16 protein-coding genes are annotated in these 15,666 nt (G+C 63.2%); 1 reads left to right on the top strand and 15 read right to left on the bottom strand.

The features are described 5' to 3' along the window. The first annotated feature begins 60 nt into the window (after positions 1-60). Positions 61-399, top strand: coding sequence for a hypothetical protein (locus ACZ0AJ_RS03925; protein WP_183550106.1), 339 nt, complete (start codon positions 61-63; stop codon positions 397-399). 266 nt (positions 400-665) lie between these two features. Here ACZ0AJ_RS03925 and cysM read toward each other — a convergent pair whose 3' ends face one another. From cysM to ACZ0AJ_RS03850, 15 genes are all read right to left on the bottom strand, one after another. Then, entirely contained in the window at positions 666-1,568 is a 903-nt protein-coding gene (gene cysM / locus ACZ0AJ_RS03920) for a cysteine synthase CysM (protein ID WP_258836170.1), read from the bottom strand. Between the two features lie 138 nt (positions 1,569-1,706). Continuing rightward, complete coding sequence (locus ACZ0AJ_RS03915) at positions 1,707-3,110, bottom strand: M20/M25/M40 family metallo-hydrolase (RefSeq protein WP_499452819.1); 1,404 nt, start codon at positions 3,108-3,110, stop codon at positions 1,707-1,709. An 89-nt stretch (positions 3,111-3,199) separates the two neighbouring features. Then, positions 3,200-3,547 carry a ComEA family DNA-binding protein gene (locus tag ACZ0AJ_RS03910; RefSeq protein ID WP_499452818.1) on the bottom strand — a complete coding sequence of 116 codons (348 nt, stop codon included), beginning with the start codon at positions 3,545-3,547 and terminating at the stop codon, positions 3,200-3,202. A gap of 111 nt (positions 3,548-3,658) precedes the next feature. Then, complete coding sequence (gene rfaE1 / locus ACZ0AJ_RS03905) at positions 3,659-4,627, bottom strand: D-glycero-beta-D-manno-heptose-7-phosphate kinase (RefSeq protein WP_267875160.1); 969 nt, start codon at positions 4,625-4,627, stop codon at positions 3,659-3,661. A gap of 38 nt (positions 4,628-4,665) precedes the next feature. Next, positions 4,666-5,841: a lipopolysaccharide assembly protein LapB gene (lapB, locus tag ACZ0AJ_RS03900; RefSeq protein WP_332530738.1), complete on the bottom strand. Its 1,176-nt coding sequence runs from the start codon at positions 5,839-5,841 to the stop codon at positions 4,666-4,668. Between the two features lie 13 nt (positions 5,842-5,854). Beyond that, entirely contained in the window at positions 5,855-6,178 is a 324-nt protein-coding gene (locus tag ACZ0AJ_RS03895; RefSeq protein WP_183550089.1) for a LapA family protein, read from the bottom strand. A 153-nt stretch (positions 6,179-6,331) separates the two neighbouring features. After that, positions 6,332-6,637, bottom strand: a complete 306-nt coding sequence (locus tag ACZ0AJ_RS03890) for an integration host factor subunit beta (protein WP_183550085.1) — start codon at positions 6,635-6,637, stop codon at positions 6,332-6,334. A gap of 26 nt (positions 6,638-6,663) precedes the next feature. Next, entirely contained in the window at positions 6,664-8,370 is a 1,707-nt protein-coding gene (gene rpsA / locus ACZ0AJ_RS03885) for a 30S ribosomal protein S1 (RefSeq protein ID WP_183550082.1), read from the bottom strand. A gap of 341 nt (positions 8,371-8,711) precedes the next feature. Beyond that, on the bottom strand, positions 8,712-9,374 hold the full coding sequence (gene cmk, locus ACZ0AJ_RS03880; RefSeq protein WP_499452817.1) for a (d)CMP kinase: 663 nt from the start codon (positions 9,372-9,374) through the stop codon (positions 8,712-8,714). 18 nt (positions 9,375-9,392) lie between these two features. After that, positions 9,393-10,724, bottom strand: a complete 1,332-nt coding sequence (aroA, locus tag ACZ0AJ_RS03875; protein WP_499452816.1) for a 3-phosphoshikimate 1-carboxyvinyltransferase — start codon at positions 10,722-10,724, stop codon at positions 9,393-9,395. Continuing rightward, positions 10,721-11,623, bottom strand: coding sequence for a prephenate dehydrogenase (locus ACZ0AJ_RS03870; protein ID WP_499452815.1), 903 nt, complete (start codon positions 11,621-11,623; stop codon positions 10,721-10,723). Before ACZ0AJ_RS03870 ends, aroA begins: the two co-directional genes overlap by 4 nt. Next, entirely contained in the window at positions 11,624-12,727 is a 1,104-nt protein-coding gene (hisC, locus tag ACZ0AJ_RS03865) for a histidinol-phosphate transaminase (RefSeq protein WP_499452814.1), read from the bottom strand. Positions 12,728-12,748: 21 nt separating this feature from the next. After that, a complete protein-coding gene (gene pheA, locus ACZ0AJ_RS03860) occupies positions 12,749-13,819 on the bottom strand; it encodes a prephenate dehydratase (RefSeq protein WP_258836179.1) in 1,071 nt (356 codons plus the stop codon). A gap of 106 nt (positions 13,820-13,925) precedes the next feature. Next, entirely contained in the window at positions 13,926-15,011 is a 1,086-nt protein-coding gene (gene serC, locus ACZ0AJ_RS03855; protein WP_499452813.1) for a 3-phosphoserine/phosphohydroxythreonine transaminase, read from the bottom strand. 19 nt (positions 15,012-15,030) lie between these two features. Then, complete coding sequence (locus tag ACZ0AJ_RS03850; protein WP_499452812.1) at positions 15,031-15,603, bottom strand: DUF2059 domain-containing protein; 573 nt, start codon at positions 15,601-15,603, stop codon at positions 15,031-15,033. Positions 15,604-15,666 lie beyond the last annotated feature (63 nt).

Raw genomic sequence — 15,666 nt, 5'->3', positions numbered from 1 at the left:
AACCGGACTCGACGTTGTAGATGTTGATGACTCCGCACTAACCCCTAAGGAATATGAATCATGACTAACCAAGTCGGCATTGATATGAACAGCGATTCGGAAGGCGACGAGCTGCTTCAGTACAACCCGAATCGCCTTCTCGATACGCTGATCGAGAACCTGCGCCTGAAAAATGACGCAGCGCTGTCGCGCGCGCTGGAAGTAGCGCCGCCGGTGATTTCGAAAATCCGTCACCACCGCCTGCCAGTCGGCGCATCGCTGCTGATCCGCATGCACGAAGTAAGCGACCTGTCGATCCGTGACCTGCGCTACCTGATGGGCGATCGCCGTGCAAAGTTCCGCATCAGCGACAAGCAGTTCAAGCCAAAAGAAGGCGCAGTCCCGGCAATGAAGGACTGAGCAACGTCGGGCGCTTCAGGGCGTCTGCGTTGTTCGCCTGGCCAGGATTGAACGGACCGTCCCATGTGGCACGGCCCGCACCAGTAGTGCATACGCCCGCGCGGGCGTATGAGCCGCCGCATTGGCGGACGACCGAAGGAAATTGGCTTCGAGCCGATGGAAAGGTCTAGGCAGTCCAAGGACTGATTTGACAAGGCCGCCTGTGAACCAGGCGGCCTTTTTTATGGGGTCGTCAATCTTGTAGCTGCATTGACCGCGCTCTTGCTTCAGGCAGGAAAGACACCCGTGGACAGGTAACGATCGCCCCGGTCGCAGACGATGAACACGATGGTCGCGTTCTCGACGGTCTGCGCGATGCGCAGCGCCACTTCACAGGCGCCAGCGGCCGAAATGCCGCAGAAGATGCCCTCTTCGGCTGCCATGCGGCGTGCCATCTGCTCAGCGGCTGCCTGGCTCACGCTCTCGACCTGGTCGACGCGTGCCTTGTCATAGATCTTCGGCAGGTAGGCTTCGGGCCACTTGCGGATACCCGGGATCGACGAGCCTTCTTCGGGCTGCGCGCCGATGATGCGCACGGCCTCGTTCTGTTCCTTGAGATAGCGCGACACGCCCATGATGGTGCCGGTGGTGCCCATGGCGCTGACGAAGTGCGTGACGCGCCCGTCGGTGTCACGCCAGATTTCCGGGCCCGTGCTCTCGTAGTGCGCGCGTGGATTGTCGTCGTTGGCGAACTGGTCGAGAATGATGCCCTGGCCGTCCTTCTGCATCTGCTCGGCCATGTCGCGCGCATATTCCATGCCGCCGGTCTTTGGCGTAAGAATGATCTGCGCGCCGTAGGCCGCCATGCTCTGGCGCCGCTCGATCGACAGGTTGTCCGGCATTAACAGGATCATCTTGTAGCCGAGGATGGCTGCAGCCATCGCCAGCGCGATGCCGGTATTGCCGCTGGTCGCTTCGATCAGCGTGTCGCCCGGCTTGATCTGGCCCCGCAGTTCGGCGCCGCGCAGCATCGACATCGCAGCCCGGTCCTTCACGGAGCCGGCCGGGTTATTGCCCTCGAGCTTGCCCAGGATGATGTTGTTGCGGGCCGCGCACTCCGCGCCCGGCAGGCGCTGCAGCTGCACGAGCGGCGTGTTGCCGATCGTGGATTCGATGGTCTTGTATGCCATTGCGTTCTCTATTCCTTGCGATACCAAAACACCATTTTAATCCGAGACGAACGTCGACGTTGGAGGACGGGTTCGACAATGCAAAGGGCCGCGATGCAAACGTTCCATCGCGGCCCTTCTGTCTGCTCAGACGCCGGCTCAGCGCAGCGGCAGCGGATACGTCGCGACGCTGACGTTACCATCCTTGTCGACCGCCTGCACCCCGAAGAAGACATTGTCCTTCGACAGGTCGAGCGTGGCTTCCGTCACGTTGCCAACCCACTTTGACCCCTCCCAATTGGCGCTGGTCGTGTCGCGCCAGACGATGCGGTAGCCGGCCAGATCGGGCTCGCCATTCGCTTTCCAGACCAGGGTGGAATCGTTGGTCAGGGCTGCGGTGCGCAGCTTGACCTCTTGCGGTGCGGCGGGTGCCATTGCGAGCGAGGCCATCGCGGCGCCATTCACGCGCGTGACCTTGGCGATGTAGTCGAAGTCGACGTGGTCGATCGTGTCGCCGTACACCTTGCCATTTTCGGTGCGCAGATCCTGGTGCTGGTGCGCGAAGTCTTCGGCCGGCTCGGTAAAGCGCAGCGCGGCGTAGCCCTGCTCCAGGAACGGCATGTGATCGCCCCCGCGCAGATAACGGTCATGCCGCTGGATCACGCTGACCTTGAAGCCTTTCACGTAGCGCTCGCCCTGCTCCTTCGTGTGGCGCGCGAGCTGGCGCGAGAGCGAATCGTTCTCGCCGCCCGTGGCCACCAACTGGCGCACGGCCTCGCTCATTTCCTTGGTCGCCGGGATACTCTGGGCAAACAGGCGCACCTGCTTGTTGTCGACCTTGCCATCGTCGCCCTTCGAGCTGCCGATGATGTCGTTGGTGAACATGCCGGCCACGTTCCAGTTCTTTTCACGCGCGCCGACAGCCCAGTGGCGGGCGCCGATCAGGCCCTGCTCTTCGGCGGCCACGGCCATGAACACGAGCGTCGCGTCGAACTTGTACTTGGCCATCACGCACGCCAGTTCCATGATCGCGGCGGTGCCCGATGCATCGTCGTTCGCGCCTGGCGCGTCCGAGGTGGCGTCCATCACGTCCGAGGCGCGCGAGTCATAGTGACCGCTGACCACATACATGCGCTCTTTGGAAGCGGCCTGCGTGCCGGGCAGCGTTGCGACGACATTGACGATCTCGGTCGGCTTGGTGATGCGCGCCGAGACGGGCGCGACGTGGCTGTCATACGTGACCTGCAATGGCGTGCCGGCGCCGCAGCGCTCGAGCTCGGCCTTGATCCAGCGGCGGGCAGCGCCGATGCCGCGCGTCGGCGATTCGGTCTCGGACATCGTGTGGCGCGTGCCGAAGCTGACCAGCTTGCGGATATGGCCTTCGATGCGCTGCTGCGAGACTTCGCCCAGGATCTTCGTGATCTGGGCTTGCTGCGCGGTGATGTCGGGTTGTTTCGGTGTGGCAGGCGAAGCAGGCGTAGTTGCTGGCGCAGCAGCTGAAGCGGCGCCTGCAGCGGCCAGCAGGGCTGCCAACAAGGCGGTTGAAACACGGGCGTGAGGCATGACGACCTTTCTGATGTTGATGTTCAAGCATGATCTTGAAGAGCTGGAACATCTTGCCACGCGCCCGTGACGCTGTCAGTCAATACATGTCATGTTGCGGTTTTGGCGTCGGCCGGTTTGGCGGCCGGCTTGTCGCCTTTGGCCGCGGCAGGCTTGGCGGCTGCGCCTTCCTTGGCCTTGCCGTTGACCACCAGCCCGGACTGACTCAGCTTGGCTGCCTTTTTATCGCCCAGGCCCTTGACGCGCGTTTGCAGGTCGGGCCAGTCCTTGAAGTCGCCCTTGGCGCGCTCGTCGAGGATGGCCTTGGACATGCTCGGCCCCACGCCCTTGACGCCATCGAGCGCGGCGACATCGGCTTTGTTCACATCGACCTGGGCAAACGCCATGCTGCCCGAGACGGCCAGCGCGGCAAAGGCAAGCATCAGTTTCTTGATCATCGAATTTCTCCGTTGGTTGAAGACGCTGGACGGCGACGCCGCCCATCGTTCTTCTAACGGATCGCTCGGAGCGTCGTTGACGGGCCGGGCTTGAGGCAGATCAAGCGCGACTCAACCGGGGAACAGCTCGTCGCGCGTCACAGTGGCCGTGCCCAGCTTGCCGACGACGATGCCGCCGGCGCGGTTGGCCGTCACCAGCGCCTCGCCCAGTGGCGCGCCCGTGCCCAGCATCGTGGCCAGCGTCGCAATCACCGTGTCACCGGCACCGGACACGTCGAATACTTCACGTGCATCGGCGTTTACGTGCAGCACTTCGTCGGCCGTAAACAGGCTCATGCCTTCTTCGGAGCGCGTCAAGAGCAGCGCATCCAGGCCGAGTTCCACGCGCAGCGCCTGCGCTTTTTCGAGCAACTGCGTCTCGCTCTTCCAGCCGCCGACAACGCGCTGCAGTTCAGCGCGGTTGGGCGTCAGGATGCTGGCGCCCTTGTACGGCGTGAAATCGTCGCCTTTCGGATCGACCAACACGATCTTGCCAGCAGCGCGCGCCAGGGCAATCATCTCGGCGACATTGACCAGCGCGCCCTTGTTGTAATCGGACAGGATGATCACGTCGTAATCGGGCAGCAGCGCCTTGAACTGGCTGAGCTTATCGCGCAGCACGGTCTCGGTCGGCGCATCCTCGAAATCGATGCGCACCATCTGCTGCTGGCGGCCGATGACGCGCAGCTTGATGATGGTCGAGATCGCGTCGTCGCGCTTGAGATAGCTGTGAATGCCCGCGCCCTGCAGCAGGCGCTCGACCTCATCGCCCGCCTCATCGGCCCCCACCACGCCCAGCAGGCCCGTGTGGGCGCCCAGCGCGGCGGCATTGCGCGCCACGTTGGCGGCGCCGCCCAGGCGCTCCTCGCGCCGCTCGATGCGCACGACGGGCACTGGCGCTTCGGGCGAGATGCGCGAGACGTCGCCGAACCAGTAGCGGTCGAGCATCACGTCGCCCACCACCAGCAGGCGCACGGCGGAGAGTTCAGGGGCCGCCTGCTGGCGGTAGTCGTCGGCCACCAGCAGGCGGCTCGGGGTCATGGGCATATCGCTTGTCATTGGAATCGTTCGATGAACCGTCAGTTCATCACATTGAGTTCTTCGGTGCGGCGTGGCGGATACGAATCCCAGCGGTTGCAGCCCGGGCATTGCCAGTAGAACTGGCGCGCCTTGAAACCGCAGTGGCTGCACTGATAGCGCGCCAGCTTCTGCGTGTAGCGCTGCACCAGGTTCTTGACCATCGACAGCTCTTCCCAGACATGGGCCGGTGCATCCATCAGGCGCGCTTCAAGCAATTTGTCCAGGCCAAGCAGCGTCGGATTGCGGCGCAGCTCTTCCACCACCAGACCTTTGGCCGCTTCGACGCCATCGAGCTCGATGACGGCCTTGAACACGACTTCGATCAGGTCGATCGACGAGGCCTCGGCCAGGTACGAGCGCAGCAGGTTCACGCCCTCCTGCGGGCGGCCTACCTTGCGGTAGCCATCCATCAGGCGCGCGGCCACCAGGGCCACGTGCGGCACGCTTTGCTGCTCGACGCGGCGCCAGGTCTTGAGTGCTTCTTCGACGTCGCCCTGGGCCAGCAGCGCGTCGCCACGCAGGATGGTCGCGCGCACGCTGTGGCGATTCGCTTCCAGCGCCTTGTCCAGCAACAGCATCGCGTCGCTCGGCGCCATGTGCACGAGCGCATCGGCCGCCAGTTCGCAATAGAACTGGGCGATCTCGATCTGGCGCGCGCCGGCGCCGGACGCCTGCAAGTCTTCAGCCGCCTCGATGGCGCGCTTCCATTCCTTTTCGCGCTGATAGATTTCCAGCAGCGAACGGCGCGCTTGCACCGCATACGGTGTGTCGGCCAGGCCATTGAACGATTCCTCGGCGCGGTCCAGCAGACCCGCCTTCAGGTAGTCAATGCCCAGTTCGTACTGCGCGTGCGCTTTCTCTTCGCTCGGCAAGTCAGGACGGGCCAGCAGGTTCTGGTGCACGCGGATGGCGCGCTCAGTCTCGCCGCGGCGGCGAAACAGGTTGCCCAGCGCGAAGTGCATATCGCTCGATTCAGGATCGAGCTTGACGATCTCGATGAACGAATCGATGGCTTTGTCGGGCTGGTCGTTGAGCAGGTGGTTCAGGCCCTTGAAGTAGCCGCGCGGCAGCGTGCGCGACTCGGAGACCACCTCGTTGATGTCGACCCGGGCGGCGAGCCAGCCCAGGCCAAAGAAGAAGGGGATGCCAAGCAGCATCCAGAGTTCGAAATCCATGGTGTTCTTGTTGTTAGTGGCGGGGTGCAACCGGTGGAACGGCATCCGGCGGCGGTGGCGTGGTGGCAACCACGCCGGTGCCGGCGGCGCTTTGCAGGGCCTGGATGGTGTACTTGTGCTGCCATTTTTCGCGGCGCTGACGGAACACGGTCGGCGCCAGGGCCAGGATGCCGAAGGCGGCGCCGGCAACAAAAAACGCCAGCAGCATCAGCACAAGGGGGCCGCGCAATTCATAGTCGAGGAAAAAATGCAGGTCGACCTCTTTCGTGTTCTTCAGCGCGAAGCCGAAAAACAGGATGAACAGGACAAATCCGACGATGGTCGAGACGAATTTCATCAACAGGTTCCGCTAGACAATGGTGTAAGGGCGAAGTGTCGCATATCCGCCATCATATTTCAAAATAGCGTGCGGCGTTGGGCCGTTGGCTGACCCGACAGGCCAAAAAAAACGGCACCCTCGCGGATGCCGTTTCTTGGTGCCAGCACTGACTCAATCGTTGATGATCGGTTGCCCGACCATCGCGTCCACCTGCTCGCGCAACTGCTTGCCCGGCTTGAAGTGCGGCACCCGTTTTTCGGGCACCATCACCTTGTCGCCGGACTTCGGATTGCGACCGATGCGCGGTGGGCGGCTGTTCAGCGAGAAACTGCCGAAACCACGGATCTCGATGCGTTGACCGGTCGCCAGGGCGTTGGTCATCGCATCGAGGATGGTCTTGACAGCAAATTCCGCATCCTTTGCCACCAGCTGAGAATAACGCTCAGCCAGTCGGTTGATCAGCTCGGACTTGGTCATCTGCAAGCTCCTCAGGGCTTACCTGATTAGTTCTTGTTATCGAACTTGGCCTTGAGCAGTGCGCCCAGGCTGGTCGTGCCCGAAGCAGCGCTGTTGTCGTTCGACAGCTTGCTCATGGCTTCTTGCGTATCGACATTGTCTTTCGCCTTGATCGACAGCTGGATGCTGCGAGCCTTGCGATCGATGTTGATCACCAGAGCTTCGACGGTATCGCCGACTTTCAGGTGGGTGCCAGCATCTTCAACGCGGTCACGCGAGATTTCCGAAGCGCGCAGGTAGCCTTCAACTTCTTCGCTCAGCGAGATCACGGCGCCTTTTGGCTCAACCGATTTCACGGTGCCGGTAACCAGCGAACCCTTGTCGTTCATCGACGAGTAGGTGTTGAACGGGTCGCCTTCGAGTTGCTTCACGCCCAGCGAAACACGCTCGCGCTCGACGTCGATGGCCAGAACCACGGCTTCCAGTTCGTCGCCTTTCTTGAAGCGACGCACAGCTTCTTCGCCGGCTTCGGTCCACGACAGGTCGGACAGGTGCACCAGACCATCGATGTTGCCTGGCAGGCCGATGAACACGCCGAAGTCGGTGATCGACTTGATCGAACCCTTGACCTTGTCGCCCTTCTTGTGGGTCATGCCGAAGTCGTCCCATGGATTTGCTTTGCACTGCTTCATGCCCAGCGAAATACGGCGGCGCTCTTCGTCGATCTCCAGAACCATGACTTCCACTTCGTCGCCCAGCTGGACAACTTTGTTTGGTGCCACGTTCTTGTTGGTCCAGTCCATTTCGGACACGTGGACCAGACCTTCGATACCCTGCTCGACTTCGACGAACGCGCCGTAGTCGGTGAGGTTCGTGACTTTACCGAACAGGCGGGTGCTCTGTGGGTAACGACGCGACAGACCGGTCCATGGATCGTCGCCCAGCTGCTTGACGCCCAGCGAGACGCGGTTCTTCTCTTGATCGTACTTGAGGACCTTGGCGGTGATCTCTTGGCCAACCGACAGGACTTCGGATGGGTGACGCACACGACGCCATGCCAGATCGGTGATGTGCAGCAGACCATCGATGCCGCCCAGGTCGACGAATGCGCCATAGTCGGTGATGTTCTTGACGATACCGGTAACCACGGTACCTTCTTTCAGCGTTTCCATCAGCTTCTGACGCTCTTCGCCCATCGATGCTTCGATGACAGCGCGGCGCGACAGCACGACGTTGTTACGCTTGCGGTCCAGCTTGATGACCTTGAATTCGAGGGTCTTGCCTTCGAATGGGGTCGTGTCCTTGACTGGACGGGTGTCAACCAGCGAACCCGGCAGGAACGCGCGGATGCCGTTGGTCAGAACGGTCAGGCCGCCCTTGACTTTGCCATTGACGGTACCGGTGACGATTTCGCCCGATTCCATTGCTTTTTCCAGCGCCAGCCACGAAGCCAGACGCTTGGCCTTGTCGCGCGACAGGATGGTGTCGCCAAAGCCGTTTTCCAGCGACTCGATGGCCACGGAAACGAAGTCGCCTACTGCGACTTCCAGTTCGCCCTGGTCATTCTTGAATTCTTCGATTGGAATGAACGCTTCCGACTTCAGGCCTGCGTTGACGATCACGAAGTTGTGATCCAGACGCACGACTTCAGCCGAAATGACTTCGCCCGAACGCATGTCTTGACGCGACAGCGATTCCTCGAAGAGGGCGGCAAAGCTTTCCATACCAGTATCTTGGGTAGTTGCAGTAGACATAAAAAAGTTGGTTATTTCATGTGAGCCAGCAGACCGACGATAGTGCGGACTGAACTGGGTTAGGTTAAAACACGCTTGCGATGGCCAATATGCTGTCGCAAGCACCAAAGGACAAGGTCTTCAAGTGCCACCCTCAACAACGAAGATGCCAACCGGAAGACCACCGTCCCCACCCAGGTGGGGATCCAGATTTACTTGCAAACCACCATGGCGATGACTCAAGCCAATGGTGACGCATCGAACCGGGATGCCCGCCTGCGCGGGAATGACGATCAGGCGCTGCTGCCTAACGGTTCGGACTGCAACCGGTTGACACCACCGCCACCACATCATTCAAAGTCTTATTTCTGCGCATACCAGGTCAGGACTTGCTCGACCGCCTGGTCGACCCCCATCGCAGAGGTATCCAGGATATGCGCATCAGCCGCTGCGACCAGGGGAGCGACTGCGCGACCGGTGTCGCGTTCGTCTCTAGCCCGTAAATCTGCCAGCAGGTCGTTCATATTAGCAGAAAAGCCTTTGTCAATCAATTGCTTATACCGGCGTTGCGCGCGCGCCTCAGCACTTGCGGTGAGGAACACCTTGAGCTTGGCGGTGGGAAAGATCACGGTGCCCATATCGCGGCCGTCGGCCACCAGTCCGGGCGCCTGGCGAAAGCCCAGTTGCAGGTCAAACAGCGCCTGGCGCACAGTCGGCAAGGCGGCGATCTTCGACGCCATATTGCCCACCTCTTCCGCGCGGATCGCGTGGCTTACATCCTCGTGCGCCAGGTAGATCACATCATCCCGGAAGCGTGCCGGCAGCTGCTGGGCCAGCTTCGCGATGCCCGCTTCGTCGGACAGCGGCAGCGCGCCGCGCAGCGCCTGCAGCGCCGTCAGGCGGTACAGCGCGCCCGAATCGAGCAGGTGAAAACCCAGGCGGTCGGCGATGCGGCTGGCCACGGTGCCCTTGCCGGAAGCGGTCGGGCCGTCGATGGTGATGACTGGTACGTTGGAATTGGGCATGGGCTCGGGGCGGGTCAATTAAAACAGCTCGTTGCGCGCAATGCCCGCAAACGCTTCGAAATAGTCGGGGAAGGTCTTGGCGACGCACTTCGGATCGTTGATCCGCATGGCGTTGCCGCGCCGCGCCTTGCCGTCCAGCGACGCCAGCGAAAAGCACATCGCCATCCGGTGGTCGTCATAGGTGTCGATCGTGGCGGGCTTGAGTTCGTCCGGCGGCGTGATGCGGATGTAGTCCGGCCCCTCCTCCACCTCGGCGCCGACCTTGCGCAGTTCGGTCGCCATCGCGCTCAGGCGATCGGTTTCCTTCACGCGCCAGCTGGCGATATTGCGCAGCGTGCTCGGGCCGTCGGCATACAGCGCGGCCACCGCGATCGTCATCGCCGCATCCGGGATGTGGTTGAAGTCGGCGTCGATGGCTTTCAGTACGCCATTCGATTGCACCTCGATCCAGTTCTCGCCGCGCGTGACGATGGCGCCCATGCGTTCGAGCGCATCGGCAAAGCGCACGTCGCCCTGGATGCTGTGTTCACCGACGCCTTCGACGCGCACCGGCCCGCCCGCGATCGCGCCGGCGGCCAGGAAGTACGACGCCGACGAGGCATCGCCTTCGACGTGGATCGTGCCCGGACTTTGATAGCGCTGGCCCGGCTGCACGGTGAACGAGGCCCAGCCATTCTGCTCGACCTCGACGCCGAAGCGGCGCATCAGGTTCAGCGTGATCTCGATGTAGGGCTTGGAAATCAGCTCGCCGACGACGTCGACCGACACCGGATGCGTGGTCGCCATCAGCGGCGCGGCCATCAAGAGCGCGGTCAGGAACTGGCTCGACACATTGCCGCGCACGGCCATGCGGTTGGCTGTGATGTGGCCGCGGCGGATGCGCAGCGGCGGAAAGCCCTGCTCGCCCGTGTATTCGATCTGCGCGCCGACGGCGTTCAGCGCGTCGACCAGGTCGCCGATCGGGCGCTCATGCATGCGCGAGACGCCATGCAGCGTGTAGTCGCCGCCAATCACGGCCAGAGCCGCCGTCAGTGGCCGGATCGCGGTGCCCGCATTGCCCATGAACAGATCGGCCGTAGCCTCGGGCAGCACGCCGCCGTTGCCATGCACGATGACCGTGCGCTCGTCGACTTCATCCCAGCGGATGCCCAGCGAGCGCAGCGCGCCCAGCATGACCATCGTGTCGTCGGACGCGAGCATGTCGTGGATCGTGGTCGTGCCCTCGGCCAGCGCAGCCAGCAGCAGCGTGCGGTTCGAGATGCTTTTGGAGCCCGGCAGCCGCACCACGCCCTGCGCGTGCAACACAGGTTCGAGGTCGATATGCTGCGGATAGTGTTTTTGCTGCGTCATGTGTTTTCCTGAATTGGCGCGCGAGTCGAGCCAGCTTCGATGGCGATCTGCCACTCGTGGCGGGCGCGCTGCGCGTTCGCATAAATATCGTGCAATCCGGCGCCGTCGCCGGCGGCGAGCATGGCCCGCATCGCCGTCAATTGTGCCAGATAGGCATCCAGCTCGGTCAGCAGCGCCGCCTGGTTGGCCAGGCTGATGTCGCGCCACATTTCGGGCGACGAACCGGCGATGCGCGTGAAGTCGCGAAAGCCGCTGGCGGCGTACTGAAACAGCATGTCGGCGTGCGGCTTGCCGGCGAGGTCGTCCACCAGCGCGTAGGCCAGCAGATGCGGCAGATGGCTGACGGCGGCGAACACGCGGTCATGGTCTTGGGGCGTCAGTTGATGGATCACGGCGCCGCAGGCGCGCCAGGCGGCGGCGACACGTTCGACATCGATTGCTGCGTTCTCGGGCAGCGGCGTGAGCACGGCTTTCTTGCCCTGGTACAGGCCGGCCAGTGCGGCATCGGGGCCATTTGCTTCGCTGCCGGCGATCGGGTGGCCGGGCACAAACTGGGCTACCCGCTCGCCGAGCACCGCGCGGGCTGCTGCAACCACGTCGCACTTGGTGCTGCCGGCATCGGTGACGACCGTGCCGGGCGCCAGGTGCGGCAACAGCGCGGCCAGGATCGGCCCCGTCTGCGCCACCGGCGCGGCCAGCATGACCAGGTCGGCGCCGTTCAACGCATCGGCGTAGTCGTCACAGACCCGGTCGATGATGCCAAGGGCAAGCGCCCGGGCCAGTGCCTCGGGATGGCGGCCGATGCCGACCACTTCCCGCACCTGCCCGGCGCGTTTGAGCGCCAGCGCGAACGAACCGCCAATCAGACCGACGCCGACGATAACGATCTTGTCCAGCATTCAGCCGAGCGCCTTCTTCAACGCTTCGATGAAGGCGGCGTTTTCCTGCGGCAGGCCGATCGAGATGCGCAGCCACTGCGGCAGGCCGTAGTTGCCGACCGGGCGCACGATCACGCCCTGCTTGAGCAGCGCCACGTTCACGCGCGCGCCGGCGCCGTCGTCGTCGCCGACCCGCACCAGCACGAAGTTGCCGAATGACGGCACGTACTGCAGCCCCAGCTCCTCAAAGGCGGCGATCATCTGGCGATAGCCGTCGGCGTTGTTGCGCGCGCCCTGGTCCAGGAACGGCGTGTCGTTCAGCGCGGCCACTGCGGCGGCCTGCGCCAGCGAGTTGACGTTGAATGGCTGGCGGATGCGGTTCATCAGATCGGTGACGGCGGGCTGCGCGATGGCAAAGCCCACGCGCAGGCCGGCCAGGCCATACGCCTTCGAGAACGTGCGCGACACGATCAGGTTCGGGTAGGTGCGCACCCAGGTGCTCGACTCGAACTGGTGTTCGGGCGCCAGGTACTCGTTGTACGCTTCGTCCAGCACGACGATCACGCGCGCCGGCACTTTTTGCAGGAACGCTTCGATCTGCGCGGCCGGAATGAAGGTGCCGGTCGGGTTGTTCGGGTTGGCGACGTACACCAGGCGCGTATCGGCATCGATGGCGGCCGCCATCGCATCGAGGTCGTGACCGTAGTCGACGGCCGGCACCACGATCGCGCGGCCACCGACGCCCTGCGTGGCCAGCGCATACACGGCAAACGAATACTGCGAATACACGACCGCTTCGCCTTTCTGGACGAAGGCGTGCGCCGCAATCTCGAGGATGTCGTTGCTGCCGTTGCCCAGCGTGAGCCACTCGAGCGGCACGTCGTAGCGCTTGGCCAGCGCGGTCTTCAAATCAAACCCGTTGGCGTCCGGATAGCGGCCCAGATCTGCTGCTGCTGCGAGCATCGCGGCGCGGCTGGACTCTGGAATGCCGAACGGGTTTTCGTTCGACGCCAGCTTGACGATGTTCGCTTCGTCGAGGCCATATTCGCGGGCCACTTCGGCGATCGGTTTGCCGGCCTGGTACGGGGCGATGGCACGGATGTATTCGGGACCAAATGTCGACATGAAAATCTCTCTCGTAATCGTTTAAAGGCTTTGCGGGTAGGACCCCAGCACCTTGAAGAAGGCGGCGTTGTCCTTGAGTTCCTCGAGCGCGCGCGCAACGGCAGCGTCGTGCACGTGGCCCTCGATGTCGACATAGAAGTAGTACTCCCAGGTGCCGATGCGGGCCGGGCGCGACTCGAAACGCGTCATCGACACGCCGTGCTTTTCAAGCGGCGCGAGCAGGTTGTAGACGGCGCCGGCCTTGTTCGGCACGGCCAGCACGATGCCGGTACGGTCCTTGCCCGAGCGGCCGGTCTGCAACTGCCCGATCACGACGAAGCGCGTGCGGTTGTGCGGGTCATCCTGGATGTGGGCCTGCACGACGCCCAGGCGATACTGCTCGCCCGCCATCTCGCTGGCGATCGCGGCGACTGTCGGATCCTGGCTGGCCAGCACGGCCGCCTCGGCGTTCGACGCGACCGCGCGGCGCTCGATGTTCGGGTAATGCTGGTTCAGCCACACCTGGCATTGTGCCAGCGCCTGCGAATGGGCGCAGACGACGGTCACGCCGTCCATCGTGCCGGTCCTGGTCATCAGGCTGTGGTGGACCGCGATCGAGACTTCGCCGCTGATGATGGTGGTCGTTGCCAGCAGCAGGTCGAGGGTGCGGTTGATGGCGCCCTCGGACGAATTCTCGACCGGGACCACGCCAAAGTCGGCGGTGCCGGCCTCGGTCGCGCGAAACACTTCATCGATCGATACGCACGGCAGCGCGTCGATGGCCGTGCCGAACTGCTGGAACACGGCCTGCTCGCTGAAGGTGCCCGTGGGGCCGAGAAACGCCACCGTGACACGCTTTTCAAGGGCGCGGCAGGACGACATGATCTCGCGGAAGATGGTCTGGACGTCGCTGTTCTTGAGCGGACCGGGATTGCGCTCGGCCACGCCGCGCAGCACCTGTGCTTCGCGCTCGGGGCGAAACACGGGCGCGTTGGTTTCGGCCTTCACGTGGCCGACGGCCTGCGCGACCTGGCCGCGCTCGCTCAATAGCTGGAGGATTTGTGCGTCGATCGCATCGATGCGTTCGCGCAAGGGGGTGAGTTTGTCTGTCATCGTTATGCTGGTTGGTCGATGTTGTTTGCGTTTGGGCGCATCAGCCGTGCGGTGGACGCGTGGACGGGATACCCGTCCACCCTACGTCGTGCTCAACCGCGACGGCTTACCGTCCTGCAAACGTGTTCAAATAATCGACGAGGGCCTGTACGCCCTCGATTGGCATCGCGTTGTAGATGGATGCCCGCATGCCGCCGACGGACTTGTGGCCCTTCAGTTGCAACAGCCCGCGCTCTTTCGCGCCGGCCAGGAATTGCTCGTTCAGTGATTCGTCGCGCAGGTAGAACGGAATGTTCATGCGCGAACGGTAGGCCGGATCCACGCGGTTGGCGTAGAAATCGTCGGCGTCGAGCGCGGCGTACAGCAGGCGCGCTTTTTCGATATTGATTGCTTCCATCGCCGCCACACCGCCGCGCTGTTTCAGCCACGCGAACACGAGCCCCGCAATATAGATCGCATAGGTGGGCGGCGTGTTGTACAGCGAATCGTGCTCGGCGCAGGTCTTCCAGTGGAAGGCCGACGGGCACTGGGGCGAGGCAAAGTCGAGCAAATCGTCGCGCACGATCACGAGCGTCAGGCCTGCCGGGCCGATGTTCTTTTGCGCGCCGGCGAAGATCACGCCGTACTTCGAGATGTCGATCTGGCGCGACAGGATGTGCGACGACATGTCGGCCACGATCGGCAGATCGGCCGGCACGTCGGGCGCGTCAGGATATTCGACGCCGTCGATGGTCTCGTTGGTGCAGATGTGCAGATACGATGCGTCGTCGCTCAGGCGCCAGGTGTCGCGCGCAGGGACACGGGTGAAGTGGTCAGGCTCGCTCGATGCCGCGATGTTCACGCGTGCAAAGCGCGCCGCTTCCTTGGCCGACTTGCCCGACCAGGTACCGGTGTGAACGAAGTCGATCACCGGATCGGGCCGGCGCCCGGCCAGGTTGAGCGGCACGATGGCGTTCTGCCCGAGTCCCCCACCCTGCTGGAACAGGGTCTTGTAATTGGCCGGCACGTTCAGCAGCTCGCGCAGATCGATCATCGCCTGGCGGTGGATGCTGGAGAATTCAGGACCACGGTGGCTCATCTCCATCACCGACATGCCGCTGCCATGCCAGTCGAGCATGTCGTGCGCGGCCTGTTGGAGCACCTCTTTCGGCAGTACGGCGGGGCCGGCCGAGAAATTGAAGATCTGGGTCATGCGGTCCTTTCGTGGAGGGTTATTTGCCTTGTGCGCTCTGCATGACTTCCTGCATCATGCCATTCAGGCGCGGCGCGACGATGCGCTGGCCGATCGCCATGCTTTCGGCGGACAGGCGCGGGCTCAGGGCCATCATCTTGCGGCCCAGCGGCGTGCGGTAGAACGCGGTCAGTTCCTTCAGTTCAGCGACCGTGTAGTTCCTGGCGTACAGCGGCGCGATTTCGACCATCATTTCATCGATCAGCGCCGGATCCTTGAACATGCGGTTGATGGCTTGCGACGCCACGGGCAAGACCTGCTCGACCTTGGCCAGTGCAGCCTTCTTTTTCTCGGCATCGGCGCCCGGATCGGCATTGATCACGGCTGTCATCTGCGCGCGCATCATCTGCGGCAGCGCCTTTTCCATCTCGGCGAACGACGCGGTCATCATCTTGCGCACGTCCATTGCGTCGAGCAGTTCCTTGACGGCGGCGTTGGCTTGCGGGCTGGCGGCGGTGGCGGCCACCGGGGCCGGCGCGGTCTGCGCCACGGCAAACGAGGGCGCAGCAGCGACAGCGGCAACGAGGGTCAGGGAACGAAGAAAGTGTTTCATCAGGAGTCCATGCGGGTGGCAGAGCCCGGCGACTTGGGACAATGGCCGGCCTGCCGGGCCGGC

It is taken from the genome of Telluria sp. AC161, from assembly GCF_979258535.1.
The sequence above is the reverse complement of the archived record's forward strand: the minus strand, read 5'-3'. Positions and strand labels throughout refer to the sequence as shown.